Here is a 23094-nt window from a genome sequence, read left to right as displayed (position 1 = left end):
TCTCGACCAATTCCGCCAGCGAATCCAGGGCGGCATGCTTGAGCCACGTAGAAAAACTATCGAATAAGAGGAGTGGTCCATGGCCCGCATGAGAGCAATCGACGCCGCCGTCGCGGTATTGCGCAAGGAAGGCATCGACACCGCCTTCGGCATTCCCGGTGCCGCGATCAACCCGCTGTATTCTGCACTGCGGGCCGACGGCAGCATCCGCCACATCCTCGCCCGCCACGTCGAGGGTGCCTCGCACATGGCCGAGGGCTATACCCGTGCCAAGCCGGGCAACATCGGCGTGTGCATCGGCACCTCGGGCCCGGCCGGCACCGACATGATCACTGGCCTGTATTCCGCTTCGGCCGACTCGATCCCGATTCTCTGCATCACCGGCCAGGCGCCGCGTGCTCGCCTCTATAAAGAAGATTTCCAGGCCGTGGATATCGAGTCCATCGCCAAACCGGTAACCAAGTGGGCCGTGACCGTACGTGAGCCGGCGCTGGTGCCACGCGTGTTCCAGCAGGCCTTCCATGTGATGCGCTCGGGGCGTCCCGGACCGGTGCTGATCGACCTGCCGTTCGATGTGCAGATGGGCGAAATCGAATTCGACGTCGGCACCTACGAGCCGCTTCCAGTCTATAAGCCGGCGGCAACCCGCAAGCAGATCGAGAAGGCCATCGACATGCTCTGCGCCGCCGAGCGCCCGCTGATCGTCGCCGGTGGCGGCATCTACAACGCCGCGGCCGAGGCCTTGCTGGTGGAATTCGCCGAGACCGTGGGCGTGCCGGTGATCCCGACGCTGATGGGCTGGGGCTCGATCCCCGACGACCATCCGCTGATGGCCGGCATGTGCGGGCTGCAGACCAGCCACCGCTACGGCAACGCGACGATGCTCGAATCTGACTTCGTGCTCGGCATCGGCAACCGTTGGGCCAACCGCCACACCGGCTCCGTGGAGACCTATACCAAGGGCCGCACCTTCGTCCACGTCGACATCGAGCCGACCCAGATCGGCCGGGTGTTCGCGCCGGACTACGGCATCGTCTCCGATGCCCGCGCCGCGCTGGAGCTGTTCGTCGACGTGGCCAAGGCACGCAAGGCCGAAGGCCGTCTGCCGGATCGCCGCGCCTGGGCCGCCGACTGCCTGGAACGCAAGCGCACGATGTTGCGCAAGACCAACTTCGACAGCGTGCCGATGAAGCCGCAGCGCGTGTACCAGTGCATGAACAACGCCTTCGGCAAGGACACCTGCTACGTCAGCACCATCGGCCTGTCGCAGATCGCCGCCGCGCAGTTCCTGCATGTCTACCAGCCGCGCAACTGGATCAACTGCGGCCAGGCCGGCCCGCTCGGCTGGACCATTCCGGCGGCGCTCGGTGTGGTTGCCGCGGACCCGGCGCGCAAGGTGGTGGCGCTGTCCGGCGACTACGACTTCCAGTTCATGATCGAGGAACTGGCCGTCGGTGCGCAGTTCAAGCTGCCCTACCTGCACATCCTGGTGAACAACGCCTACCTCGGGCTGATCCGCCAGGCGCAGCGCGGCTTCGAGATGGATTACTGCGTGCAGCTCGGCTTCGAGAACATCAATGCCGACCAGAGCGGCATGGAAGGTTACGGCGTCGATCACGTCGCGGTGGTCGAGGGCCTGGGCTGCAAGGCGCTGCGCGTGTTCAAGCAGGAAGACCTGCGCCCGGCCATCGAGCAGGCCCAGGCCTGGATGGCCGAACACCAGGTGCCGGTGGTGATCGAGGTGATCCTCGAGCGCGTGACCAACATCGCCATGGGCACCGAGATCGACGCGATCAACGAGTTCGAGGCGCTGGCCGCAGGCCGGGAAGATGCGCCGACCGCGGTTGGATTGCTGGACTGATTCAACCGTAACCAGACGCGTGGAAGACGCTTCGCGGTCTTCCACCCTACGAACGGTTACGTAGGGTGGATATCGCGAAGCATATCCACCGCAAACGCAACACCCAGGGTGGCCACCACACCACCGCAATGCGAAACCGAATGCGATCCCTACAGATCAGGAGAAAACCATGCCCCGCTTTGCCGCCAACCTGTCGATGCTGTTCACCGAGCAGGACTTCATGGACCGCTTCGCCGCTGCCGCCCAGGCCGGCTTTTCCGGTGTCGAGTACCTGTTCCCCTATGACTTCCCTGCTGAGCAGATCAAGGCTCAGCTGGAGGCCAACAAGCTGACCCAGGTGCTGTTCAACCTGCCGGCCGGTGACTGGGCCGGCGGCGAGCGTGGCATCGCCATCCTGCCGGAGCGGGTCGAGGAGTTCCGCGCCGGCGTGGACAAGGCCATCGCCTACGCCAAGGTGCTGGGCAACACCCAGGTCAACTGCCTGGCCGGCATCGCCCCGCGTGGCGCCGATCTCGGCCAGCTGGAAATCACCTTTATCGAGAACCTGCGCTACGCCGCGCAGAAGCTTGAGGAAGCCGGGATCCGCCTGGTGATGGAGATGATCAACACCCGCGACATCCCGCGTTTCTTCCTCAACAACACCTCCCAGGCGCAGGAGATCCGCGGCAAGGTCGGCCACCCCAACCTGTTCCTGCAGTACGACATCTACCACATGCAGATCATGGAGGGAGACCTGGCGCGCACCATCGAGACCAACCTGGCGGCGATCAACCACATCCAGCTGGCGGACAACCCCGGGCGCAACGAGCCAGGCACCGGCGAGATCAATTACCGCTTCCTGTTCGAGCACCTGGACCGCATCGGCTACCAGGGCTGGGTCGGCTGCGAGTACAAGCCGGCCGCCAGCACCGCCGAAGGCCTCGCCTGGCTGAAGACACACAACGCCATCTGACCCGAACAGAATTTGAGGAGAAACGACCATGGCTAAGATCGGATTTATCGGCACCGGCATCATGGGCAAGCCCATGGCAATCAATCTGCAGAAAGCCGGTCACCAGATCTTTCTGTCCCAACACCACGATCAGGCCCCGGCAGAACTGACCGAGGCCGGCGCCATCGGCCTGGCCAACCCGCAGGAGGTCGCCCAGGAAGCCGAGTTCATCATCGTCATGGTGCCGGACACCCCGCAGGTCGAGGACGTGCTGTTCCGCGCCGACGGCGTTGCTGCCGGCGTCGGTGCCGGCAAGGTAGTGATCGACATGAGCTCGATCTCCCCCACCGCCACCAAGCAGTTCGCCGAGAAAATCAAGGCCACCGGCGCTGAATACCTCGACGCCCCGGTATCCGGTGGCGAGGTGGGTGCCAAGGCGGCCACCCTGTCGATCATGGTCGGTGGTAGCGAAGCAGCCTTCGAACGTGCATTGCCGCTGTTCCAGGCAATGGGCAAGAACATCACCCGCGTCGGCGAAAGTGGCGACGGCCAGACGGCCAAGGTTGCCAACCAGATCATCGTCGCATTGAACATCCAGGCGGTCGCCGAAGCCCTGCTGTTCGCCGCACGCAACGGTGCCGACCCGGCCAAGGTGCGCGAGGCGCTGATGGGAGGTTTCGCCGGTTCGAAAATCCTCGAGGTGCACGGCGAGCGCATGATCAAGGGCACCTTCGATCCGGGCTTCCGCATCAGCCTGCACCAGAAGGACCTCAACCTCGCCCTGGCCGGTGCCCGCGAGCTGGGCCTCAACCTGCCCAACACCGCCAACGCCCAGCAGGTGTTCAGCACCTGCGCAGCCATCGGCGGCAGCGGCTGGGACCACTCGGCACTGATCAAGGGCCTGGAGCACATGGCCAATTTCTCGATCCGCAAGGAGTAAAGCCTTCGAGCGCACTGAGTCGGGCCTGCGCCCCCACCTTCAGGGACAGACAGACCAGGTGGTGGGGTCAGCGCAACGCTCGGCACCAGTGATGCTCAAAGGGTTGGTGTGCAGGTACGCGGGGTCGGAATCATCGCGTCTCCCCACGACCAGGGCCCCGCGCGCCTGCACACCAACCGCCGTCTGCGGACGGCACCTTTTCGATTCGCCCGGCACAAGGAGTCACGGCCCGACTGCCGGGCGGGTCGATTTCAACCCTTAGCGCTTGCATTGCCGAGCCCTAAGGTCTGCAATCGGCCTCTGCAACAAGACCCAAGGAGCCAGAGATGCCCCCCCAAGCCCTGCTGCGCCAGCTGTTCGACAGCGCCATCGAGGCCGCCCATCCGCGCCATGTGCTCGCCGACCATCTGCCCGAAGACCGCAGCGGCCGAGCCATCGTCATCGGCGCCGGCAAGGCGGCTGCGGCCATGGCCGAAGCCATTGAGCAGGTCTGGGAAGGCGAGCTGTCCGGCCTGGTGGTGACCCGCTACGAACATCACGCCTACTGCCGCCGCATCGAGGTGGTGGAGGCCGCGCACCCGGTGCCGGACGATGCCGGCGAGCGCGTCGCCCGCCGCGTACTGGAGCTGGTCAGCAACCTCGAGGAAAGCGACCGGGTGATCTTCCTGCTTTCCGGCGGCGGCTCCTCGCTGTTGGCACTGCCAGCCGAGGGCATCTCGCTGGCCGACAAGCAGGCGATCAACAAGGCGCTGCTGCGTTCCGGCGCGCACATCGGCGAGATGAACTGCGTGCGCAAGCATCTCTCGGCGATCAAGGGCGGCCGCCTGGCCAGGGCCTGCTGGCCGGCGAGCGTATACACCTATGCGATTTCCGACGTGCCCGGCGACGAAGCCACGGTGATCGCCTCCGGCCCGACCGTCGCCGATCCGACCACATCGGCGCAGGCACTGGAGATCCTCGAGCGCTACCACATCGAGGTGCCGGCCAACGTGCGCGCCTGGCTCGAAGACCCGCGCTCGGAAACCCTCAAGCCGGGCGACCCGATGCTCTCGCGCAGCCACTTCCAGCTGATCGCCACGCCGCAGCAGTCGCTCGACGCCGGTGCCGAGGTGGCCCGTTCCGCCGGTATCACCCCGTTGATCCTCGGCGACCTGGAAGGCGAAGCGCGTGAGGTGGCCAAGGTGCATGCCGGCATTGCCCGCCAGGTGGTGCTGCACGGCCAGCCGATCGCCGCGCCCTGCGTAATTCTCTCCGGCGGCGAAACCACGGTGACTGTGCGCGGCAACGGCCGTGGCGGACGCAACGCCGAATTCCTGCTTGCCCTCACCGAAAGCCTGCAAGGCCTGCCCGGCGTCTACGCGCTGGCCGGCGACACCGATGGCATCGACGGTTCCGAGGACAACGCCGGCGCACTGATGACCCCAGACAGCTTCGCCCGCGCCGAAGCACAGGGCCGGCGTGCCGCCGATGCGCTGGCCAACAACGACGGCTATGGCTACTTCGCCGCGCTGGACAGCCTGATCGTTACAGGCCCGACGCGTACCAACGTCAACGATTTCCGCGCCATCCTGATTCTGCCGCCCTCGACCTAGACCGAGGACGCTCACCTGCCAGCGAGCCCGCCATGAAACCCGACAAGAAGGTCAAGATACTTGCCACCCTCGGCCCCACCACCCGCAGCATCGATGATGTACGGGCGCTGGTCGCGGCAGGGGGTCAACCTGTTCCGCCTGAACTTCAGCCATGGCGAGCACGCCGACCACGCCGAGCGCTTCGCCTGGATTCGCCAGGTCGAACGCGAGCTGAACCAGCCGATCGGCATCCTCATGGACCTGCAGGGGCCCAAACTCAGGGTCGGCCGCTTTGCCGAAGGCAAGGTCCGCCTGGAGCGCGACCAGGCCTTTCGCCTGGATCTGGACCCGACACCGGGCGACAGCCGCCGCGTGAATCTGCCGCATCCGGAGATCATCGCCGCGCTGGAGCCGGGCATGCAGCTGCTGATCGATGATGGCCGTCTGCGCCTGACAGTCACCGAGCGCCATGCCGACGCCATCGAGACCCGCGTGGTGGCCGGTGGCGAGCTGTCCGACCGCAAGGGCGTGAACGTGCCGGAGGCGGTGCTGGAGCTCTCGCCGCTGACGGCGAAGGACCGCCAGGACCTGACCTTCGGCCTCGAGCTGGGCGTGGATTGGGTGGCGCTGTCGTTCGTGCAACGCCCGCAGGACATCCAGGAGGCGCGCAAGCTGATCGGCGAGCGGGCCTTCCTCATGGCGAAGATCGAGAAGCCCTCGGCGGTGCAGCACCTGCGCGAGATCGCCCGGCTGTCCGACGCGATCATGGTGGCGCGCGGCGACCTGGGCGTGGAGGTGCCGCCGGAGAACGTGCCGCGCATCCAGAAGGACATCGTGCGCATCTGCCGCCAGCTCGGCCGCCCGGTGGTAGTGGCGACGCAGATGCTCGAATCCATGCGCTTCGCGCCGGCCCCGACCCGCGCCGAGGTCACCGACGTGGCCAACGCGGTGGCCGAAGGCGCCGATGCGGTGATGCTGTCGGCGGAAACCGCCTCCGGCGACTACCCGCTGGAAGCGGTAAGCATGATGAGCAAGATCATCCGCCAGGTGGAAAGCGGTCCGGACTTCCAGGCGCAGCTCGACGTGCACCGACCCAACGCCGAGGCGACGCTGCCGGATGCCATCAGCTGCGCGATCCGCCGCATCAGCGGCATCCTGCCGGTGGCGGTGCTGGTCAACTACACCGAGTCCGGCCGTTCCAGCCTGCGCGCCTCGCGCGAGCGGCCGGCCACGCCGATCCTCAGCCTGACGCCGAGCACCGCCACCGCACGCAAGCTGACGGTGGCCTGGGGCGTGTATTCGGTGGTGGATGCGCCGATGCGCGACATGGAGCAGGTCAGCAGCCACGCCGTCGAGCTGGCACAGGCGCAGGGCATGGCCGAAAGCGGCGACACGGTGCTGATCACCGCCGGCGTGCCGCTCGGCCAACCTGGCACCACCAACACGCTGCGTATCGAAGTCCTCGACTAGGTTGGCAGCCCACCCAGCGCACAATGGCCAAGCGGTCAGCCCTTGGTCTCCAGCGGGTTCAGCTCCTGAGGGTAGCGATGCTCCTCCTCGATGCTGCCGTCGTCGCCGTGGACGTTCACCAGCGCAGTACGCAGCTTCATGTAGTCGCGCGTCTCATCGAGAATGTCCTGTCGATTCCCGGCTTCGAGCAACGCGCGCTGATCGCCTTCTTCGCGTAGCACCCAGCGGTCATCTTCGTGGGTGATGTGGTAGATCTCCATGGCCTTCTCTCCTGCTGTTGAATGAAATATCGCGGATTGCCCCTGGTAAGAAAGCTGCCAGCGGGCGAGGTTCGATCGTCACCGCCAAGGTGATTTCGACCCTTTAAGGTCCATATCACCATGGAAAGCCAAGGTTCTTTTTACCTCGCACATCCTGCAAACCTTGATTCAAGTCAATTTTCGACCTGGAACGATTGTTGAAAGCCTCTATGGCAGAACGTTTCGTGTTCGCCCCGCGAATACAGGACGACTTTCCCATCAGAGGAGTTAGCAATGCTTTGCGCTGAACAGACTGCCCTTATCAAAGCCACCGTGCCGCTGCTGGAAAGCGGCGGCGAGGCCTTGACCACCCATTTCTACAACCTGCTGCTCAGTGAACATCCCGAAGTGCGCCCGCTGTTCAATCAGGCCCACCAGGCCAGCGGTGAACAGCCGCGTGCACTGGCCAACGGCGTGCTGATGTATGCCAAACACATCGACCGGCTCGACGCCCTCGGTCCGCTGGTCGCTCAGATCATCAATAAGCATGTCGCGCTGCAGGTGCTGCCCGAGCATTACCCGCTGGTTGGCTCCTGCCTGCTGCGGGCGATCCGCGAAGTGCTCGGCGACGAGATCGCTACCGACGCCGTGATCGACGCCTGGGGCGCCGCCTACCAGCAACTCGCCAACATCCTTATCGGTCAGGAGGAGAATCTCTACCAGATCAAGGCCGACGCGGATGGTGGCTGGCGGGGGGCGCGGCGTTTTCGCATTGCGCGCAAGACCGTCGAAAGCGCAGAGATCACCTCCTTTCACCTGCAGCCGGAAGATGGCGGCGCGTTGATGGACTTTCTGCCCGGCCAGTACATCGGCCTGCGCCTGGAGGTCGACGGCCAGGAGGTGCGCCGCAACTACTCGCTGTCCGCCGCCAGCAATGGCAGCGAATACCGCATCAGCGTCAAGCGCGAGCCCGGCGGCGTCGCCTCGAACGCGCTGCATGCCATGCCCGAAGGTGCCGTGCTGGAGCTGTTCGCGCCGGCTGGCGAGTTCACCCTCGAACCGGGCGACAAGCCCCTGGTGCTGATCAGCGGCGGCGTCGGTATCACGCCTACCCTGGCGATGCTGGAACAGGCTCTGGCCAGCGCACGACCGGTGCACTTCATCCACTGCGCGCGCAATGCCGGCGTGCATGCGTTCCGCCGCAGCGTGGACGCGCTGGCCGAGCGTCACGCCCAGCTCAAGCGTTTCTACTGCTATGAGGAGCACGACGGCGCAGATGCCGCGCCGGATGCCGTTGGCCGCCTGACCGAGCAACAGCTTGGCAGGTGGCTACCGGAAGACCGCGACGTAGACGCCTATTTCCTCGGGCCGAAACCCTTCATGGCTGCCGTCCGCCGCCAGCTGAAGTCACTCGGTGTGCCGGAACAGCAAACCCGCTACGAGTTCTTCGGACCCGCTTCGGCACTCGATTGATCCATTCGGAGGCTCGCCCGGCGCGAGCCTCTCCCCGAAGGAGATTCAGTCATGCTTTATCACTCAGCTTCTCCACAACGCCTGATGGGCGCCGCAAATGCGCTGATGGTCGCAGGCATACTGCTCCTGCTGCTGGGCATCAGCGGCGCCTACCTGTTCGATCGACATCTGGCGATGGGCAGCATCATCGCGGCCCATGCGCTGGTCATCCTCGGCCCCACGGCGCTGAAGATCGGCTACGTGATGCGCCTTCTGGCCGAGCGCAAGACGAAACTTGCGGCCTGAGGCGAGGCTGGATAAGTCCGCGCTCGGATAATCATAATTCGTTCCTGCAACTTTGCCGCTTCGCCTGTAATTTCAGTCCGCCATAGTCATACGCAACATGGGGAAAACCATTCGTCTACACTTTTGAATTCACCGAAACTCTTGTCTGAAGTCTTCCTCTGACACAGTGAGGCTGATCGATCTCTCTCTTTCAGCCGTTTGTGAACGTGTCTATCCAATTGAGGAGAAAAACACATGGCAAATAGTAATCCTGGCAACTTCGCCAACGATCGAGAGAAAGCTTCCGAGGCCGGCCGCAAGGGTGGTCACAACAGCGGCGGCAACTTCGCCAACGACCGCGAGAAGGCCTCCGAGGCCGGCCGCAAGGGTGGCCAGAACAGCCACGGCGGTGGCCGCAGCAGCTAAAAGCTGACGAAATGAAGAAGGGCAGGCGCCGTACGGCCCTGCCCTTCTTCATTTCTTCATTCAATCCGTTAAGCGAATATTCAAAAAACGAAATTGCAAAGTAATGCGATATTGCTATCCGATCGATATATAGCCGGCAGAATTATATTTATAACCCGCTTGCGCAAAGTGACGGCCAGGCAGAAGCTGATATCTGCCGTTATTTTATTCACTCCTAACTTATAACGATGACCTGCATCCCTTGCCGTTTGTCGATATCATCGACAGGCATTTCAAGCTGGAGCGGTCGATGAACAGCAGCGCCTTTTCCGAACGAATCGTCCAGAGCCTGCTGGATACCGATTTCTACAAGCTCACCATGATGCAGGCGGTGCTGCATCACTATCCGAACGCGGAGGTGGAGTGGGCATTCCGCAGCCGCTCCGGTGAGGACCTGACGCCCTACCTCGACGAGATCCGCCAGCAGATCGAGGCGCTTGCCGAGCTGCAGATGACAACCGAGGAGCTGGCCTACCTCGAGCGCATCCCCTACATGCAGCCCGACTTCATCCGCTTCCTCGGTTTGTTCCGTTTCGATCTGCGTTATCTGCAGGTGAGCATCGAGGACGGCGAGCTGGTGATGCACCTGCGCGGCCCCTGGCTCCATGTGATCCTGTTCGAAGTGCCGCTGCTCGCCATCGTCAGCGAGGTGCGCAACCGCGCGCGCTACCCGGCGGTGACGCTGGGCCAGGCGCGCGACCGGCTGGATGAGAAGCTGCACTGGCTACGCAGCCAGGCCAGCAGCGACGAACTGGCCAGCTTCACCCTGGCGGATTTCGGCACACGCCGTCGTTTCTCCTTTGCCGTGCAGGCGATGGTGGTGGACCGACTGCAATGCGATTTTCCCGGCCGGTTCGCCGGCACCAGCAATGTGCATCTGGCACGCACGCGGAATGTGAAGCCGATGGGCACCATGGCCCATGAGTGGATCATGGCGCACCAGCAACTCGGCCCGCGGCTGATCGACAGCCAGGTTGCGGCGCTGGACTGCTGGGTTCGCGAATATCGTGGGGCATTGGGCATCGCGCTCACCGACTGCATCACCATGGATGCTTTCCTGCGCGATTTCGATCTGTACTTCGCCAAGCTGTTCGACGGCCTGCGTCATGACTCTGGCGACCCTCTGCTGTGGGCAGAGAAGGCCATCGCGCATTACCAGCGCCTGGGTATCGATCCGAAAACCCGCCAGCTGATCTTCTCCGATGGCCTAGACCTGGCCAGAGCGCTGGAACTCCATCGCGCGTTGATCGGGCGCAGCAATCCGAGTTTCGGCATCGGCACCGGACTGACCTGCGACATCCCGGGCGTGGAGCCGACCAACATGGTCATCAAGATGACCGCCTGCAATGGTCAGCCAGTGGCGAAGATCTCCGACTCACCGGGCAAGACCATGTGCCGCGACGAGGCATTCGTCAGCTACATGCGGCACGTCTTCGGCCTGGCCAATGGCTGACGGCTAGCCACCCACGGCAAATGCCTGCGGCGGCTGCACAGCCTCCGGTTCCATAGCGCAGAGGCGATTACGCCCGCTCGCCTTGGCGTAGTACATGCGCTTATCCGCCAGCTCCAGCAGATCCCGGTAGTCCGCCACCTGATCGCAACGGCGCTCGGCCAACCCGATACTCGCCGTCAGCGGCGCACCGTCCGGCCGCACGCCGAGGCCCTGGCCAACGATGCGCTCGAGCGCCATGTGCGCCTGCTGCATGTCGGTCTCCGGCATGATCAGCAGGAACTCTTCGCCGCCCCAGCGCAGCAGGCTGTCGGAGCCTCGCAGCGTCGCAACCAGACGCCTGGCCGCCTCGCGCAGGACCTGATCGCCGGATTCGTGGCCATGGTTGTCGTTGATCGACTTGAAGTGGTCAAGGTCGATGAATGCCAGCGCCAGCGGACCATCCTTGCGCTGTGCGCTGTCCCACTGCAGCCGAAGGATCTCCTCGCCGCTGCCGCGAGAGAAGACCCCGGTGAGCGGGTCGCGGATGGCCTGGCGCACCAGCGCGAACATGAACGCCAGCTGGCTCATGCTGGCCAGGCTGGCGACGCCGGCGATCAGGATCAGCAGCCAGAAGGCACCGGCGAACGACGGCCAGTTCAGCGTCGCCCAGCTGAGATAGCCGGCCAGCGCCTGCGCCAGCAGCAACAGGCTGGACAGCACCAGATTCTCCACCAGGGTCAGCGGGAAAATGGTCAGCCCGGCCATCAGCACGAACGGCAGAAAGGCGTAACCGGCGCCGACCACCGCGGAGAACTGCGCCAGTTGGTAACTCCCGAGCAAGGTGTGCGAGGCGATATAGAAGATGGTCGGAATGGCGAACAGGATCGCGATCGCCCGATAGGCATCGAGCAGATTGCCGCTTGGACGGTAGAACAGCAGCAGGCAGGTGAACGCCAGGCACGCCATCATCCGAAAACCGGCCAGCGCCGCCCACAGCTTGGGCTCGAACACCATCAGATCGATCAGACTCCACAGCGGGGTGAGCACTGCGAACAGGAAGGCGAACAGGCGAACGCGGTTGACGATCAGGGTCGCGCGGCGCTGGCAGAGCAGCAGTGGATGGCGTCGCGGGCTCAGCAGATGGCGAAGCTCACTGGGCTTGAGCTCGCTGGGCAGCAACGAGCTCAGGCGACTGCGCAGCAGGTCGAGAATCGATGGCATTTATTATTGTGCTCCCAGGCAGGGAAGGTTCTTTACACAGCGGACGGCTCCGGTTGCCGCTCGCTGCTTTTCAATATCCGTCTCAACGCATCACCGTTCGGCGGCGCATTGGACGTCCACAGAAGCGCAAGCGCGGCGAATGGTATCAGTTGGCCATCAAAAACCCTTGAGCCAGGACAATGAAATCAAAGCTGCAATTAACTCCTAAGAACGATCTACCGTTCGGAAAAATCGCCCTTTCGGGCGCTTATACCCGCTGGCGGCTCCCAATAGCGTGGCCGGATCGCCCGCGCATGTGCGAGCGATGCATCCATACAAAAAGAACAATAAGGAGTTACCCGTGCAGAGCGCCCTCAAACCGCTTGCGGCAGCCGTTCTACTCACCTGCGCGACAGACGCGGCCATCGCCGATGACGGCCCGTTCAGTCAGTTCGTCGTGTTCGGCGACTCGCTGAGCGATGCTGGCAACTTTCCCGACCTGCAAAGCCCGACACTCGGGGGCAACCCTACCGGAGGCTTGCGCTTCACCAACCGCACCGGCCCTACCTACGGTGCCGGCGAATATATCGGCGAGGTCGGCACGCAACGCCTGGCGAGCATGCTGGGCCTTCAATCGTTACCCTCCACGCCGCTGTTACCGGCAGTCCTTACAGGCAATCCGGACGGCACCAACTATGCCGTCGGCGGTTACCGCACCGACCAGATTCTCGATTCGATCACCCTCGACTCGACCGTTTCCGCGGGCGGCTCTACCCGGACCCGGCCCGGCTATCTGGTCGAGAACCCGCGCGTCGACAGCAATGCTCTCTACTACCTGAACGGCGGCGGTAACGACATCTTCCAGCTCGGCACCAACCCGGTCACGATGGCTGACGCCGCCGGCAATCTGTTGGCTGGCGTCGCTGCACTACAGGCCGCGGGCGCGCGCTACATCATCGTCTCCGATCTGCCGGACGTCGGCATCACGCCACTAGGTGCCACCGCTGGTCCGGGCGGAGCTGCCACACTCAACTTTCTGAGCGACCAGTTCAACGCAGCGCTGGCAGAACAGCTGCAAGCCCAGGGTGGCAACTATGTGCTGGTCAACAACCGGCTATTGCTGGCCGAGGTACGTGCAGACCTGGCCGCCTTTGGCTTCGACCCGAACGTGGCGCAGACGGCAGTATGCTTCGACCCTTCATCGTCAACGTCGCCTTGCCAGCCGGATCCGACCTACAGCCTCGGCGGCACAGCACCTGATCCTAGCCGCCTGCTGTTCAACGACGCCGTCCATCCAACCACCGCTGTTCATCAGATCAGCGCCGACTACCTGTACTCGATCATTTCCGCGCCCTGGGAAGTATCCCTGCTACCGGAAATGGGCCGCTCGGCACTGCGCGCTCACCTGCAGCAACTGGACAACGAACTGTCTGCGCGGCGCGGCGACTGGCAGGCGGTCGGCGCCTGGCGCACCTTCGTCCAGGGTGGTTACAACCGGCCTGAGTACGACGGTTACGGTGGCGGTGACGGTAGCGGTCTGAGCCTGTCGCTTGGTGTTACCCAGCGTTTGAGTGAGACGTGGCTGGCCGGCGTCAGCCTGGGCCTGGCGGAAAACTCGCTGGAACTGGGCAGAAACGACTCCGAGTACGACATGCGCAGCTACCTGGCCACGGCCTTCGCCCGTTACGAACACCAGCGTCTGTTCGCCGACTTCAGCCTCAGCGCCGGGTATCTGGACTACCACGACCTCAAGCGTACGTTCGCCCTTGGCATCAGCGAGCGCACGGAAAAGGGTGACACCGAAGGCACGCTATGGGGCGCAGCGGCGAAGGCTGGCTTCAACCTGATGCAGCCAGGCGATCAACTCCAGTTCGGCCCATTCGTCGGTGCCAGCTATCAGAAGGTCGAAGTCGACGGTTACAGCGAGCAGGGCGAGCGCTCCACTGCATTGAGCTATGACGATCAGGAGTTGGATTCGCTGCGCCTCTCACTCGGCCTGTTCGGCGACTATGCGCTGAGCGAACGCACGCGGCTATTCGGCGAGGTGGCGCGGGAGGTGGAGCGCGAGGACGAGGATCGGCGTGACCTGCGCATGTCGCTGAACAGTGTGTCGGGCAACAGCTTCGAACTGCCGGGCGCGGTACCGACCGGCGACCAGACGCGCTTCAGCGTGGGCCTGACGCACCGCCTGACGCCCGGTCTGGCGCTGCGCGCCAACTACCATTACCGCGGCAACGATAACCGCGACCACGGAGTGGGGCTGTCACTGGCCTGGGACCTGTAAGGCTCGAAGGGCGCAAAGGCCGCCGTCGCGAATACGCGCGGCGGCTCTTACGCGGTTAACGTCCGTCGAGCTGACCTTGCAGATTGGCGATCTGCCCCTGCATGGAATTGATGGTGCGGGTGACCTGAGCCCGGAAGGAGTCGAACTCGGCGGTGTTGATCGCGTTTGGCGCGGGCGCCGGCCGATTGTCCAGCTCACTGCGCAGCACCAGGATGTCCTGCTCCAGCCGGCTGATCGCCTGACTCTGGTTACCGCCCTGCTTCAGCGCCGCGATGTCCTTGCTCAGGCTGTCGACCCGTCCGGCCAGCTTGCCCTGCTCGTCCAGGGTCGTTTTGAGTGACGCCTGCTCGCTGCTCAACGCCTTGACGCTCTCTGCCAGTGTCGCAGTACTCCCCTGCTGAGCCTGCAGGTCGGCACCCAACTGCTCGAGGCGCTTGCCCTGCTCGTCCATGCGCCGATCCTGATTGCCCTGTTTGCCAGTCAGACTCTGCTGTTCGGTAGCAAAGGCCTGCTGCTTGCGGTCAAGATCGATGGCCTGTTGCTCAAGCTGCTTGATGCGCAGTTTCACCGCCTCGCTTTCCGTAGTCACATTGGACTCGGTCGCAACGACTTTCCCGCTGATGTCCTGCAGTCGTCCCGCCGCATCCTCACTGATACGCGCGAAGCTTTCCTGGGTGGCGACCAGCTGCATTTCCAGCATGGCGATCTTCTGATAACTCCACCACCCGAGAGCGCCAAGGCTGAGGAGCAAGGCCAGCACCATGACCCACAGCGGCGCCGTGCTCACCTTGCCAGCAGTGCTTGCAGGGCGACGTTTCTGGCGGGAGCGCCCGTCATCCACAGGCTCATCGGCGGTTCTGCGGATCGGCTCGAGATCCGGCGCCGGATAGGGCTCCACGCGGTCACGGCCTGCGGTCAGGCTGGGAATGTTGTCCAGTTCGTCGTGAGCATCGTTGCGCATGGGGTACCTTCAATGGCGCGGTGCGAAATACAGCGCGCAGTATAACGATTCAGGGCGTGCCCATCAGTGACGGCGCGCCGGTGGAGCAGATGCACCGTGGTAGAGCAGTGCGCCGCTTGTGATACGCATCACGGTGCATCGAATGGCGCGCTCGGCAGCCCCGCGAACAGGCACCACAGCGGTGACCATCGCCTACGGGCAGTCTGCAGGCCTCGCCAGCCGGGCGCTTCGCCTGCCAGATGCAAAAACCGCGCAGCAACACCGGAAATTGGTACGCCACTTGCTCTGTCTCTCTTGCCAGCGGATAGACACTTCCGACAGGGATGTTGGGCCTTAGGGCAATTCACGAGGAACACAGCATGGAGCTGAACAAGGCGGTTATCGACTGCATGCGCAGCCTGCGACGCAGACTTCGCGATGAGCAGCAACTCGACATCCATCTCGACCAACCGGATGCGGTTACGGCAATGCTTGCCGGGTGCATGAACTCCAACGATGAGCTGACCCGCGAACTCGGACGCCAGCTCGCCGCGTTCAGTGATCGGTTGCCGGCACCACCTCCACCACGCGCGGCCAGCAGCGGCGCCACGGTACGCATTTACCGAGGCCAGCGCGTACTCGCCTGAGCGCTCAATCAACCAGTAACCAGTCGCTGGCGCAACGCACCAGATGCCGGGTCAGCTCGTCGAGCAATTGCCCGCCATTACGCCAGTGATGCCAATACAAAGGCACGTCGATCGGCGGTCCGGACAGCACATCGACCAATTCGCCGCGCGCAAGTTCGCCGCGCACCTGTAACTCCGGCACCAACCCCCAGCCAAGCCCGCTCTGCAGCAGGCGTACGAAACCTTCGGACGACGGGCAGAGGTGATGGACGAACGCCTCTCCCCCGCCGACTGCCGCCATGTAGCGGTGTTGCAGCTGGTCATCCGGGCCGAAGACCACGGCAGGCACCCGAGCCAGATCCGCAGCGGCTGCCGGTCGCTGGAAATGCCGACTGACAAAGACCGGACTGGCCAGCGCGCGATAGCGCATCGCACCAAGAAACTGACTGCGCGCGCCTGCCAGCGGCCGTTCCGCCGCGCACACGCAGGCTGCGACCTCGCCAGCGCGCATGCGCTTGAGCCCGACCGCCTGGTCTTCCACCACATGATCGAGCAGCACCCGATGCTCGGCGCAGAACGACGCCACCGCGCCGGCCCACCAGGTCGCCAGGCTGTCGGCATTCAGGGCAATACGCAATCGCTCGGGCAGGCGATTTTCGTCCAGCGCCGGGACCTGCCCTTGCAGGTCCCGCTCGAGCAAGCGCACCTGCTGCACATGGTTGAGCAATCGTTGACCCAGCTCGGTCGGCCGGGGCGGCGTATCGCGCAGCAGCACCGGCTGGCCGACGCGCGCCTCGAGTAATTTGATCCGCTGGGATATGGCCGATTGCGAAAGCCCCAACGCCTGCGCGGCTCGTTCGAAACCCGCCTGCTCGACAACTGCCGCAAGCGCCGCGAGTAATTTGTAATCGAACATCAGTATTCCTAATGCACCCTGAAGAGAACTTGTTTCTCTTATAACGCTCCACTGCCCAGACTCGCCAGTAAATCGGACGAGGCGTGCGGCATGAATGCAATCTGGCAAAGCTATATCAACGGCCTTCTGGTCGCGGCGGGGCTGATCATGGCGATCGGCGCGCAGAATGCGTTCGTGCTCGCGCAAAGCCTGCGCCGGGAGCACCATCTGCCAGTAGCGGCGCTATGCATCCTCTGTGACGTACTGTTGGTCAGCGTCGGTGTATTCGGACTGGCAGCGGTGCTGGCGGACAACCCGCTACTGCTGGAGATCACGCGCTGGGGCGGCGTTGCGTTCCTGCTCTGGTACGGCACCCTGGCGCTGCGTCGCGCGTTCAAGCCACAGAGCCTGCGCAGCGCTGATGCGCAGCCGCGACCGCTGCGGGCGGTGCTGTTGGCCGCGCTGGCGGTGACGTTGCTCAATCCGCACGTCTATCTCGATACAGTGGTACTGATCGGCTCACTCGGCGCACAGCAGCCCGAGCCAGGCGCCTACACACTGGGCGCTGCCAGTGCATCGACACTGTGGTTCATGACCCTTGCGCTCGGTGGCGCCTGGCTTGCACCCTGGCTGGCCCGCCCGCTGACTTGGCGTCTGATCGACCTCGGCGTCGCCGCCATGATGTTCGCGATTGCCGCACAGCTCGCATTCGCCAGCTGACGCCCTGGCGCACGACAACCGGCCGCGCGCCATTTTTGCAGGTCGCAAGGAACGCCCGGCCCGACGGCGCGGTCCACGCAAGGCGCAGCCAGTTGTTTGCATCCGCTGCTTCGCCTCGCCAACCCCTCTGGAACCTATATTCCATACAGTTGCCGCGTGGTTTTGCCGCAGGTCGGGTGCTATGATCGCTGGCTCGCAGACATGGAGCGGAAGGCTTCAGTCTGTCTGTTCGGCCGACCGTGAACGGCCAGAGATTGCGCAAGCATGTAGCGAGCGAAGGGAACGACAGAGGTCAGGGTGGGACGCACATTCGCTCCTGCTCACCGGTATCGCCGGCACGCCTCGCACGCTCCTTCCAGCTGGCCGCATCAACCCTCGACACCTGAGTAGGAGATACATCATGGCTTTCGAATTGCCGCCGCTGCCGTACGAAAAGAACGCTCTCGAGCCGCACATGTCCGCCGAGACGCTCGAGTTTCACCACGACAAGCACCACGCTGCTTACGTGACCAATCTGAACAACCTGATCCCGGGCACCGAGTTCGAAGGCAAGGATCTGGAAAGCATCATCAAGACCTCTTCCGGTGGCATCTTCAACAATGCCGCTCAGGTCTGGAACCACACCTTCTTCTGGAACTGCCTGGCGCCGAACGCCGGTGGTCAGCCGACTGGCGCGCTGGCCGATGCCATCAACGCATCCTTCGGCTCGTTCGACAAGTTCAAGGAAGAGTTCACCAAGACCGCCATCGGCACCTTCGGCTCCGGCTGGGCCTGGCTGGTGAAGAAGTCCGACGGCAGCCTCGGCCTGGCAAGCACCATCGGTGCCGGCAACCCGATGACTGCAGGTGACAAGCCACTGCTGACCTGTGACGTCTGGGAACACGCCTACTACATCGACTACCGCAACGCTCGTCCGAAGTTCGTCGAAGCATTCTGGAACCTGGTCAACTGGGACTTCGTCGCGAAGAACTTCGCCGGCTGAGCCACCCAGCGCTAACGAAATGCCCGCACTTGTTGCGGGCATTTTCATTTAAGGGTTCGGTGTCGCCTGCCGCTATACATTTGCAGCCCGGAAAAAAGTCGCCTTACGGTATCGGTAATCGACGCGCAATGTTTCCTTAGGATTACGCCTTTGGGCTTGCATCCTAAGACGTACTGCCGGCACAGTCGGAGCTTGCTGACTTACTGGTTTAATTGCCTTTGACGATTGCCGAATGACTAACAATACTTCCGCAACCGAGCGTCGGCACGGAAAAGGACCTTCATTTGAAGCTGGAAATGCGCAATAGCCTGTCGCGTAAGCTCCTGCGTGTAGTCCTGCTATCGGCGCTTGCGGTAGGGCTGGTGCTCAGCTGCGCACAGATCATCTTCGGTGCCTACAAGACACGCCAGTTGATCGAAGCCGATGCCCAACGCATCCTGCGCATGACCCGCGACCCATCCACTCAGGCGATCTACAGCCTCGACCGCGAGATGGGCGCCCAGGTTATGGAGGGGCTCTTCCAGCACGAATCGATTCGCATGGCATCCATCGGCCATCCGGACGAAGGCATGCTGGCGCTGAAGATCAGACCACCTATCGACCTGCCGACACGCTGGCTGACCGATCCGATTCTCCACCGCGACCGACAGTTCTCGATTCCGCTGATCGGCAAACCGCCTTACAACGAATATTACGGCGAGCTGCGCATAACCCTGGACACCGCCAAATACGGCCAGGAATTCATCAACGACTCCATCGTGATCTTCATCGTCGGCATCCTGCGTGCGCTGACGCTGGGCTTCGTGCTCTTCCTGATCTACCAGTGGCTGCTGACCCGTCCGTTGACCAAGCTCATCGAGCATCTGGCGCGGATCAACCCCGACCGGCCCGGCGAGCACAAGTTGCCGATGATCCGTGGGCATGAGCGCAACGAGCTAGGCCTGTGGGTGGAAACGGCCAACGGCTTGCTCGCCTCTATCGAGCACAACATGCACCTGCGTCAGGAGGCTGAAAGCAGCCTGTATCGCATGACCCAGTACGACTCCCTGACCGGTCTGCCGAACCGGCAGCAGCTGCAAAGTCAGCTCGACCACATTCTCGACGAGGCTCGACGCATGCAGCGGCGCGTCGCAGTGCTTTGTCTGGGGCTTGACGACTTCAAGGGTGTAAACGAGCAGTACAGCTATCAGGCCGGCGACTGCCTGCTCAAGGCCCTGGCAGACCGCCTGCGCGGCTCCGCTGGCCGTCTCGGTGCGCTGGCACGACTGGGCGGCGATCAGTTCGTCCTCGTACTCAGCGGCATCGAGCAGCCCTACGATGCCGCCGAGTTGGCCCAGGCGCTGCTGGACGATCTGGAAACCCCGATCGAGCTCGACGGCGACCCGATTCGGTTGCGCGCCACCATCGGCATCACGCTGTACCCAGAAGATGGCGACAATACCGAAAAGCTGCTGCAAAAGGCCGAGCAGACCATGACGCTGGCAAAGAGCCGCTCGCGCAACCGCTACCAGTTCTATGTCGCCAGCATCGATAGCGAGATGCGCGCCCGTCGGGAGCTGGAAAAGGATCTCAGCGAAGCGCTCAAGCGCAACGAGTTCCATCTGGTCTACCAGCCCCAGGTCGACTACCGCCAGAACCGCATCACCGGCGTCGAGGCACTGATCCGCTGGAAACACCCCCAGGGCAAGCTGGTCCCACCGGATCTGTTCATCCCGCTGGCGGAGCAGAACGGCAGCATCATCGAGATCGGCAAATGGGTGCTTGATCAGGCCTGCAGCCAGCTGCGGCAGTGGCATGCCGAGGGCTACACCGGACTGCGCGTTGCGGTGAATCTTTCCACCGTACAACTGCGCCACCCGCAGCTACCGCAGATGATCGGCGAGCTGCTGCAGAAGCACCAGTTGCCAGCCGAAACCCTCGAACTGGAGGTGACCGAGACGGGGCTGATGGAAGACATCGACGCGGCAGCGCACAACCTGCACAGCCTGCGGCGCTCCGGCGCGCTGATCGCGATCGACGATTTCGGTACCGGTTACTCCTCGCTGAGTTATCTCAAGAGCCTGCCGCTGGACAAGATCAAGATCGACAAGAGCTTCGTCCAGGACATCGGCCAGGACGAGGGCGCGACCATCGTGCGCGCGGTCATCCAGCTGGGCAAAAGCCTCGGCATGACGGTGATCGCCGAGGGCGTCGAAACACCGGAGCAGGAAGCCTATCTGATCGCCGAAGGTTGCCAGGAAGGCCAGGGCTACTATTACAGCAAGCCGCTGCCCGCCCGCGATCTCGACCTGCTGCTGCGCCAGTCGACACCATTCGATCGGGCAGTCAATTCCGAGCTGCGCTAGCCCGACAGCGCGCCGCTGGCGCGCATCGCCGCCTCGAATCGCCACCCGCACTTGCCCCCTGGCGCTGGCCAGTCATGAGCACATGGGCCACACTTCCAGCCTTTTATCGCCCGCGCCTACAACGAGTCCCCGATGAAACGCTTCGTACTCCTGGATACCGCCGCCATTCCCACTGGCGGCGCCTTGTGCCTGTTCGAATATGGCGATGACTTCGTCATCAAGATCCAGGGCGGAAACGGCAATCAGCTGATGAACACCCGCACCCATGGCTCAGAGGACGCGCTGGCGGAGATTCCCTGCAAACGGATCGCCGCACGGTCGCAGGCCCGCGTGCTGATCGGTGGGTTGGGGATGGGCTTTACCCTCGCTTCTGCGTTGCGCCATCTCGGGCCGGACGCCGAGGTGCTGGTCGCCGAACTGGTGCCAGGGGTGATCGAGTGGAACCGCGGTGCACTCGGCGAGAAGTCCGGCAATCCGGTGCGCGATGCCCGCGCCCGGGTGCTGAACCAGGACGTCGCCGAGTTACTGCGGGATCAAGCCCAGGGCTTCGATGCGATCATGCTGGACGTCGACAACGGTCCCGAGGGACTCACGCAGAAGAGCAACAATTGGCTGTACTCGGCTGACGGCCTCAACGCCTGCGCCCGCGCGTTGCGCCCGTCCGGCATCCTCGCGGTCTGGTCGGCCAGCGCCGACCGCGCCTTTTCCGACAAGCTCGCCAAGGCCGGCTTCAAGGCCGAAGAAGTGCAGGTGTTCGCCCACGGCAATCGCGGCACCCGGCATACCATCTGGATCGCCGAAAAACGCAAGCGCTGAGCCGGCTGGTTTACCAGGCCGTCACACCCAGCTGCGACGCCAGCCAGACGGCGCCAGCCAGGCACATCAGTGCACCACCGGCGGCCTGCCAGTAGAAGCGCTGCGTGAGCACTTCCTCACCGTGGCTGGACAGTACGAAAGGCAGCGCCTCGCTTGGCTGCCCCAGCTGGTGCAATGCCGGCGCGGCGCTGCTCTCGCGATGCCGATCTTCCGCCTCGAGGCGCGCCGCCAGGCGTACGCGACTCCACTCCTGCTCGTCGAGCTGACCGTCGGCGTTGCTGTCGAAACGCTGCAGCAGGCCGGCGAAATCCCCCTTCCACTGACGGATCACGTCGCGCTTGGCGGATTGCAGGTCGAGGCCCTGTCGCCCGCCGCCGCTCGTGCGGAAATCACCGAGTGCGTAAAGCGGTTCACCCTCGTGCAGACGTTCCTCGGTGTAGCGATAACGCTTGCCGATGCTGAACACGCCGAGCCAGCCACTCGGAGCGACACCACGCGGGTGGCGCAGATCGCCGGTCCATACCTTGCGGAAGGCGGGGTGGACCTCCGCGCCACGCGGGTCGATCAGGCATTCGCCGGTGGCATCGGCCAGGCGCAGCCAGGCTTCACTGACGCCGCGTTCGACCACACTCCAGCTGCTGCGCTTGCCGTTGGAACGGTACTCCTCGATACGGTAGCGCCACCACAGGCAGCGCTCGCCGGTCAGCGGCGCCATCGGTTGCGGCACCATCAGCTCGCGTAGCACACCAACCAGCTCGACATACCCCTGGGCTGCCGAGCGAATGCGAGAAGTCGGGGTATCGAGCAAATGACGGGCACGCGACCAGCGACCGATGCAGATCCACGCCCCGCCGACGCTAAGCGCGGCGGCGAGAATGAGTGTGAAAACCTGGCCCGGATGCATTTCAGCCGAACAGCGCCTTGAGATCGACGTCGGCCTTCTCCGCCTCGCTGAACTGCAGCAGGGCAGCCTCCTTGAAACCGAACGTCCGCGCCAGCAGTACATCGGGGAATTGCTCGATGCGCACGTTGTTCAGGTTGACCGCCTCGTTGTACAGCTCACGGCGATCGGCGATTCCGCTTTCCAGTCCGCTGATGCGCTGCTGCAGATGGCGGAAACTCTCGTTGGCCTTGAGCTCGGGGTAGTTCTCGGCCAGCGCGAACAGCCGCCCGAGGCCGGCACGCAGACCGGTTTCGGCTTGCCCCAGCGCACTCACATCGCCCTGCTCCCGCGCGCTGGACACGGCATTGCGCGCACTGATCACCTGCTCCAGCGTATTGCGTTCATGCTGCATGTACTGCCGGCAGGTCTCCACTAGCTTGGGCAACTCTTCATGGCGCTGACGCAGCAGCACGTCGATATTGGCCCAGGCCTTGCCGACGCCATGCTTCAGACGCACCAGCCCGTTGTAGAGAATCACCGCGTAAGCGGCGACGAGAAACAGCACAACCAGCACAACCACAGCGCTCAGGCTCATAGCATCTCCAGGGACAAAGGCCGTCAGAACGCCGCCATTCTACCGGCTGCACCTAAACGGAAGAGAGAGCCTGTGCACGCATTGGCTTTGCACAAAATGAAAATCTTTCGCATTATTGACGGCTTCCGAGCAGCCCTCGGCTTCGTTCACTCGCACGCAAAG

Annotated in this window: 20 protein-coding genes and 1 pseudogene; 15 read left to right on the top strand and 6 right to left on the bottom strand. The window is 63.6% G+C overall.

From position 1 onward, the window contains the following. Positions 1 to 79: 79 nt before the first annotated feature. The 5 genes and pseudogenes from gcl (at position 80) to pyk (ending at position 6773) form a co-directional block, all read left to right on the top strand. The gene (gene gcl, locus RT582_RS10735) at positions 80 to 1861 is read left to right on the top strand and encodes a glyoxylate carboligase (protein WP_125862667.1); all 1782 of its coding nucleotides are present in this window, start codon (positions 80 to 82) and stop codon (positions 1859 to 1861) included. A gap of 169 nt (positions 1862 to 2030) precedes the next feature. Continuing rightward, positions 2031 to 2813, top strand: a complete 783-nt coding sequence (hyi, locus tag RT582_RS10730; protein WP_125862666.1) for a hydroxypyruvate isomerase — start codon at positions 2031 to 2033, stop codon at positions 2811 to 2813. A 28-nt stretch (positions 2814 to 2841) separates the two neighbouring features. Continuing rightward, positions 2842 to 3732 (top strand): 2-hydroxy-3-oxopropionate reductase, encoded by an 891-nt coding sequence (locus RT582_RS10725; protein ID WP_125862665.1) that lies wholly within the window; start codon positions 2842 to 2844, stop codon positions 3730 to 3732. A 326-nt stretch (positions 3733 to 4058) separates the two neighbouring features. Continuing rightward, entirely contained in the window at positions 4059 to 5324 is a 1266-nt protein-coding gene (locus RT582_RS10720; RefSeq protein ID WP_125862664.1) for a glycerate kinase type-2 family protein, read from the top strand. A gap of 32 nt (positions 5325 to 5356) precedes the next feature. Further along, positions 5357 to 6773, top strand: a pseudogene (pyk, locus tag RT582_RS10715) (pyruvate kinase). A 35-nt stretch (positions 6774 to 6808) separates the two neighbouring features. On the opposite strand, the gene RT582_RS10710 reads toward pyk, so the two are convergent. Next, a complete protein-coding gene (locus tag RT582_RS10710; protein WP_125862663.1) occupies positions 6809 to 7033 on the bottom strand; it encodes a DUF2188 domain-containing protein in 225 nt (74 codons plus the stop codon). Between the two features lie 273 nt (positions 7034 to 7306). Between RT582_RS10710 and hmpA the strand changes: the two genes are divergently transcribed. The 4 genes from hmpA (at position 7307) to pncB (ending at position 10667) form a co-directional block, all read left to right on the top strand. Further along, entirely contained in the window at positions 7307 to 8485 is a 1179-nt protein-coding gene (hmpA, locus tag RT582_RS10705) for an NO-inducible flavohemoprotein (RefSeq protein WP_125862662.1), read from the top strand. Positions 8486 to 8536: 51 nt separating this feature from the next. Further along, positions 8537 to 8770 carry a hypothetical protein gene (locus RT582_RS10700; RefSeq protein WP_014819394.1) on the top strand — a complete coding sequence of 78 codons (234 nt, stop codon included), beginning with the start codon at positions 8537 to 8539 and terminating at the stop codon, positions 8768 to 8770. Positions 8771 to 9004: 234 nt separating this feature from the next. Next, positions 9005 to 9175, top strand: a complete 171-nt coding sequence (locus RT582_RS10695; protein ID WP_003299895.1) for a general stress protein — start codon at positions 9005 to 9007, stop codon at positions 9173 to 9175. Between the two features lie 289 nt (positions 9176 to 9464). Continuing rightward, positions 9465 to 10667: a nicotinate phosphoribosyltransferase gene (pncB, locus tag RT582_RS10690; protein WP_014819393.1), complete on the top strand. Its 1203-nt coding sequence runs from the start codon at positions 9465 to 9467 to the stop codon at positions 10665 to 10667. Between the two features lie 3 nt (positions 10668 to 10670). Here pncB and RT582_RS10685 read toward each other — a convergent pair whose 3' ends face one another. After that, positions 10671 to 11867 (bottom strand): GGDEF domain-containing protein, encoded by a 1197-nt coding sequence (locus RT582_RS10685; protein ID WP_046621008.1) that lies wholly within the window; start codon positions 11865 to 11867, stop codon positions 10671 to 10673. 340 nt (positions 11868 to 12207) lie between these two features. Between RT582_RS10685 and RT582_RS10680 the strand changes: the two genes are divergently transcribed. Further along, positions 12208 to 14130: an autotransporter domain-containing protein gene (locus tag RT582_RS10680; protein ID WP_313477339.1), complete on the top strand. Its 1923-nt coding sequence runs from the start codon at positions 12208 to 12210 to the stop codon at positions 14128 to 14130. 55 nt (positions 14131 to 14185) lie between these two features. On the opposite strand, the gene RT582_RS10675 is transcribed toward RT582_RS10680, so the two are convergent. Continuing rightward, the gene (locus RT582_RS10675) at positions 14186 to 15091 is read right to left on the bottom strand and encodes an ATPase (RefSeq protein WP_125862660.1); all 906 of its coding nucleotides are present in this window, start codon (positions 15089 to 15091) and stop codon (positions 14186 to 14188) included. A gap of 359 nt (positions 15092 to 15450) precedes the next feature. On the opposite strand from RT582_RS10675, the gene RT582_RS10670 reads away from it, so the two are divergent. After that, positions 15451 to 15717: a hypothetical protein gene (locus RT582_RS10670; protein ID WP_023444113.1), complete on the top strand. Its 267-nt coding sequence runs from the start codon at positions 15451 to 15453 to the stop codon at positions 15715 to 15717. A 4-nt stretch (positions 15718 to 15721) separates the two neighbouring features. Here RT582_RS10670 and RT582_RS10665 read toward each other — a convergent pair whose 3' ends face one another. Continuing rightward, positions 15722 to 16612 (bottom strand): LysR family transcriptional regulator ArgP, encoded by an 891-nt coding sequence (locus RT582_RS10665; RefSeq protein ID WP_014819388.1) that lies wholly within the window; start codon positions 16610 to 16612, stop codon positions 15722 to 15724. Positions 16613 to 16702: 90 nt separating this feature from the next. Here RT582_RS10665 and RT582_RS10660 point away from each other — a divergent pair, with 90 nt between their 5' ends. The 4 genes from RT582_RS10660 to RT582_RS10645 all read left to right on the top strand — a co-directional run bounded on the left by RT582_RS10660 (position 16703) and on the right by RT582_RS10645 (position 21454). Next, positions 16703 to 17311, top strand: a complete 609-nt coding sequence (locus RT582_RS10660; protein WP_014819387.1) for a LysE/ArgO family amino acid transporter — start codon at positions 16703 to 16705, stop codon at positions 17309 to 17311. 400 nt (positions 17312 to 17711) lie between these two features. After that, complete coding sequence (locus RT582_RS10655) at positions 17712 to 18293, top strand: superoxide dismutase (RefSeq protein ID WP_003294652.1); 582 nt, start codon at positions 17712 to 17714, stop codon at positions 18291 to 18293. Positions 18294 to 18577: 284 nt separating this feature from the next. Continuing rightward, on the top strand, positions 18578 to 20638 hold the full coding sequence (locus tag RT582_RS10650) for a putative bifunctional diguanylate cyclase/phosphodiesterase (RefSeq protein ID WP_104096970.1): 2061 nt from the start codon (positions 18578 to 18580) through the stop codon (positions 20636 to 20638). A gap of 132 nt (positions 20639 to 20770) precedes the next feature. Continuing rightward, positions 20771 to 21454 carry a spermidine synthase gene (locus tag RT582_RS10645; RefSeq protein WP_104096969.1) on the top strand — a complete coding sequence of 228 codons (684 nt, stop codon included), beginning with the start codon at positions 20771 to 20773 and terminating at the stop codon, positions 21452 to 21454. A gap of 10 nt (positions 21455 to 21464) precedes the next feature. Here RT582_RS10645 and RT582_RS10640 read toward each other — a convergent pair whose 3' ends face one another. Both RT582_RS10640 and RT582_RS10635 read right to left on the bottom strand, forming a co-directional pair. Beyond that, positions 21465 to 22358, bottom strand: coding sequence for a GIDE domain-containing protein (locus RT582_RS10640; RefSeq protein ID WP_104096968.1), 894 nt, complete (start codon positions 22356 to 22358; stop codon positions 21465 to 21467). A gap of 1 nt (position 22359) precedes the next feature. Next, positions 22360 to 22932: a LemA family protein gene (locus tag RT582_RS10635; RefSeq protein ID WP_014819382.1), complete on the bottom strand. Its 573-nt coding sequence runs from the start codon at positions 22930 to 22932 to the stop codon at positions 22360 to 22362. Between the last annotated feature and the right edge of the window lie 162 nt (positions 22933 to 23094).

Source organism: Stutzerimonas kunmingensis (genome assembly GCF_032106285.1).
GTDB classification, from domain to species: Bacteria; Pseudomonadota; Gammaproteobacteria; order Pseudomonadales; family Pseudomonadaceae; genus Stutzerimonas; species Stutzerimonas kunmingensis_B.
This window is presented reverse-complemented; position numbering and strand designations above follow the sequence as displayed.

What these genes read in the sequence shown, in the direction of transcription:
- gcl (WP_125862667.1), top strand. Translation starts at nt 80, where the DNA reads ATGGCCCGCATGAGAGCAATCGACGCCGCCGTCGCGGTATTGCGCAAG.
- hyi (WP_125862666.1), top strand. Translation starts at nt 2,031, where the DNA reads ATGCCCCGCTTTGCCGCCAACCTGTCGATGCTGTTCACCGAGCAGGAC.
- RT582_RS10725 (WP_125862665.1), top strand. Translation starts at nt 2,842, where the DNA reads ATGGCTAAGATCGGATTTATCGGCACCGGCATCATGGGCAAGCCCATG.
- RT582_RS10720 (WP_125862664.1), top strand. Translation starts at nt 4,059, where the DNA reads ATGCCCCCCCAAGCCCTGCTGCGCCAGCTGTTCGACAGCGCCATCGAG.
- RT582_RS10710 (WP_125862663.1), bottom strand. Translation starts at nt 7,033, where the DNA reads ATGGAGATCTACCACATCACCCACGAAGATGACCGCTGGGTGCTACGC.
- hmpA (WP_125862662.1), top strand. Translation starts at nt 7,307, where the DNA reads ATGCTTTGCGCTGAACAGACTGCCCTTATCAAAGCCACCGTGCCGCTG.
- RT582_RS10700 (WP_014819394.1), top strand. Translation starts at nt 8,537, where the DNA reads ATGCTTTATCACTCAGCTTCTCCACAACGCCTGATGGGCGCCGCAAAT.
- RT582_RS10695 (WP_003299895.1), top strand. Translation starts at nt 9,005, where the DNA reads ATGGCAAATAGTAATCCTGGCAACTTCGCCAACGATCGAGAGAAAGCT.
- pncB (WP_014819393.1), top strand. Translation starts at nt 9,465, where the DNA reads ATGAACAGCAGCGCCTTTTCCGAACGAATCGTCCAGAGCCTGCTGGAT.
- RT582_RS10685 (WP_046621008.1), bottom strand. Translation starts at nt 11,867, where the DNA reads ATGCCATCGATTCTCGACCTGCTGCGCAGTCGCCTGAGCTCGTTGCTG.
- RT582_RS10675 (WP_125862660.1), bottom strand. Translation starts at nt 15,091, where the DNA reads ATGCGCAACGATGCTCACGACGAACTGGACAACATTCCCAGCCTGACC.
- RT582_RS10670 (WP_023444113.1), top strand. Translation starts at nt 15,451, where the DNA reads ATGGAGCTGAACAAGGCGGTTATCGACTGCATGCGCAGCCTGCGACGC.
- RT582_RS10665 (WP_014819388.1), bottom strand. Translation starts at nt 16,612, where the DNA reads ATGTTCGATTACAAATTACTCGCGGCGCTTGCGGCAGTTGTCGAGCAG.
- RT582_RS10660 (WP_014819387.1), top strand. Translation starts at nt 16,703, where the DNA reads ATGAATGCAATCTGGCAAAGCTATATCAACGGCCTTCTGGTCGCGGCG.
- RT582_RS10655 (WP_003294652.1), top strand. Translation starts at nt 17,712, where the DNA reads ATGGCTTTCGAATTGCCGCCGCTGCCGTACGAAAAGAACGCTCTCGAG.
- RT582_RS10645 (WP_104096969.1), top strand. Translation starts at nt 20,771, where the DNA reads ATGAAACGCTTCGTACTCCTGGATACCGCCGCCATTCCCACTGGCGGC.
- RT582_RS10640 (WP_104096968.1), bottom strand. Translation starts at nt 22,358, where the DNA reads ATGCATCCGGGCCAGGTTTTCACACTCATTCTCGCCGCCGCGCTTAGC.
- RT582_RS10635 (WP_014819382.1), bottom strand. Translation starts at nt 22,932, where the DNA reads ATGAGCCTGAGCGCTGTGGTTGTGCTGGTTGTGCTGTTTCTCGTCGCC.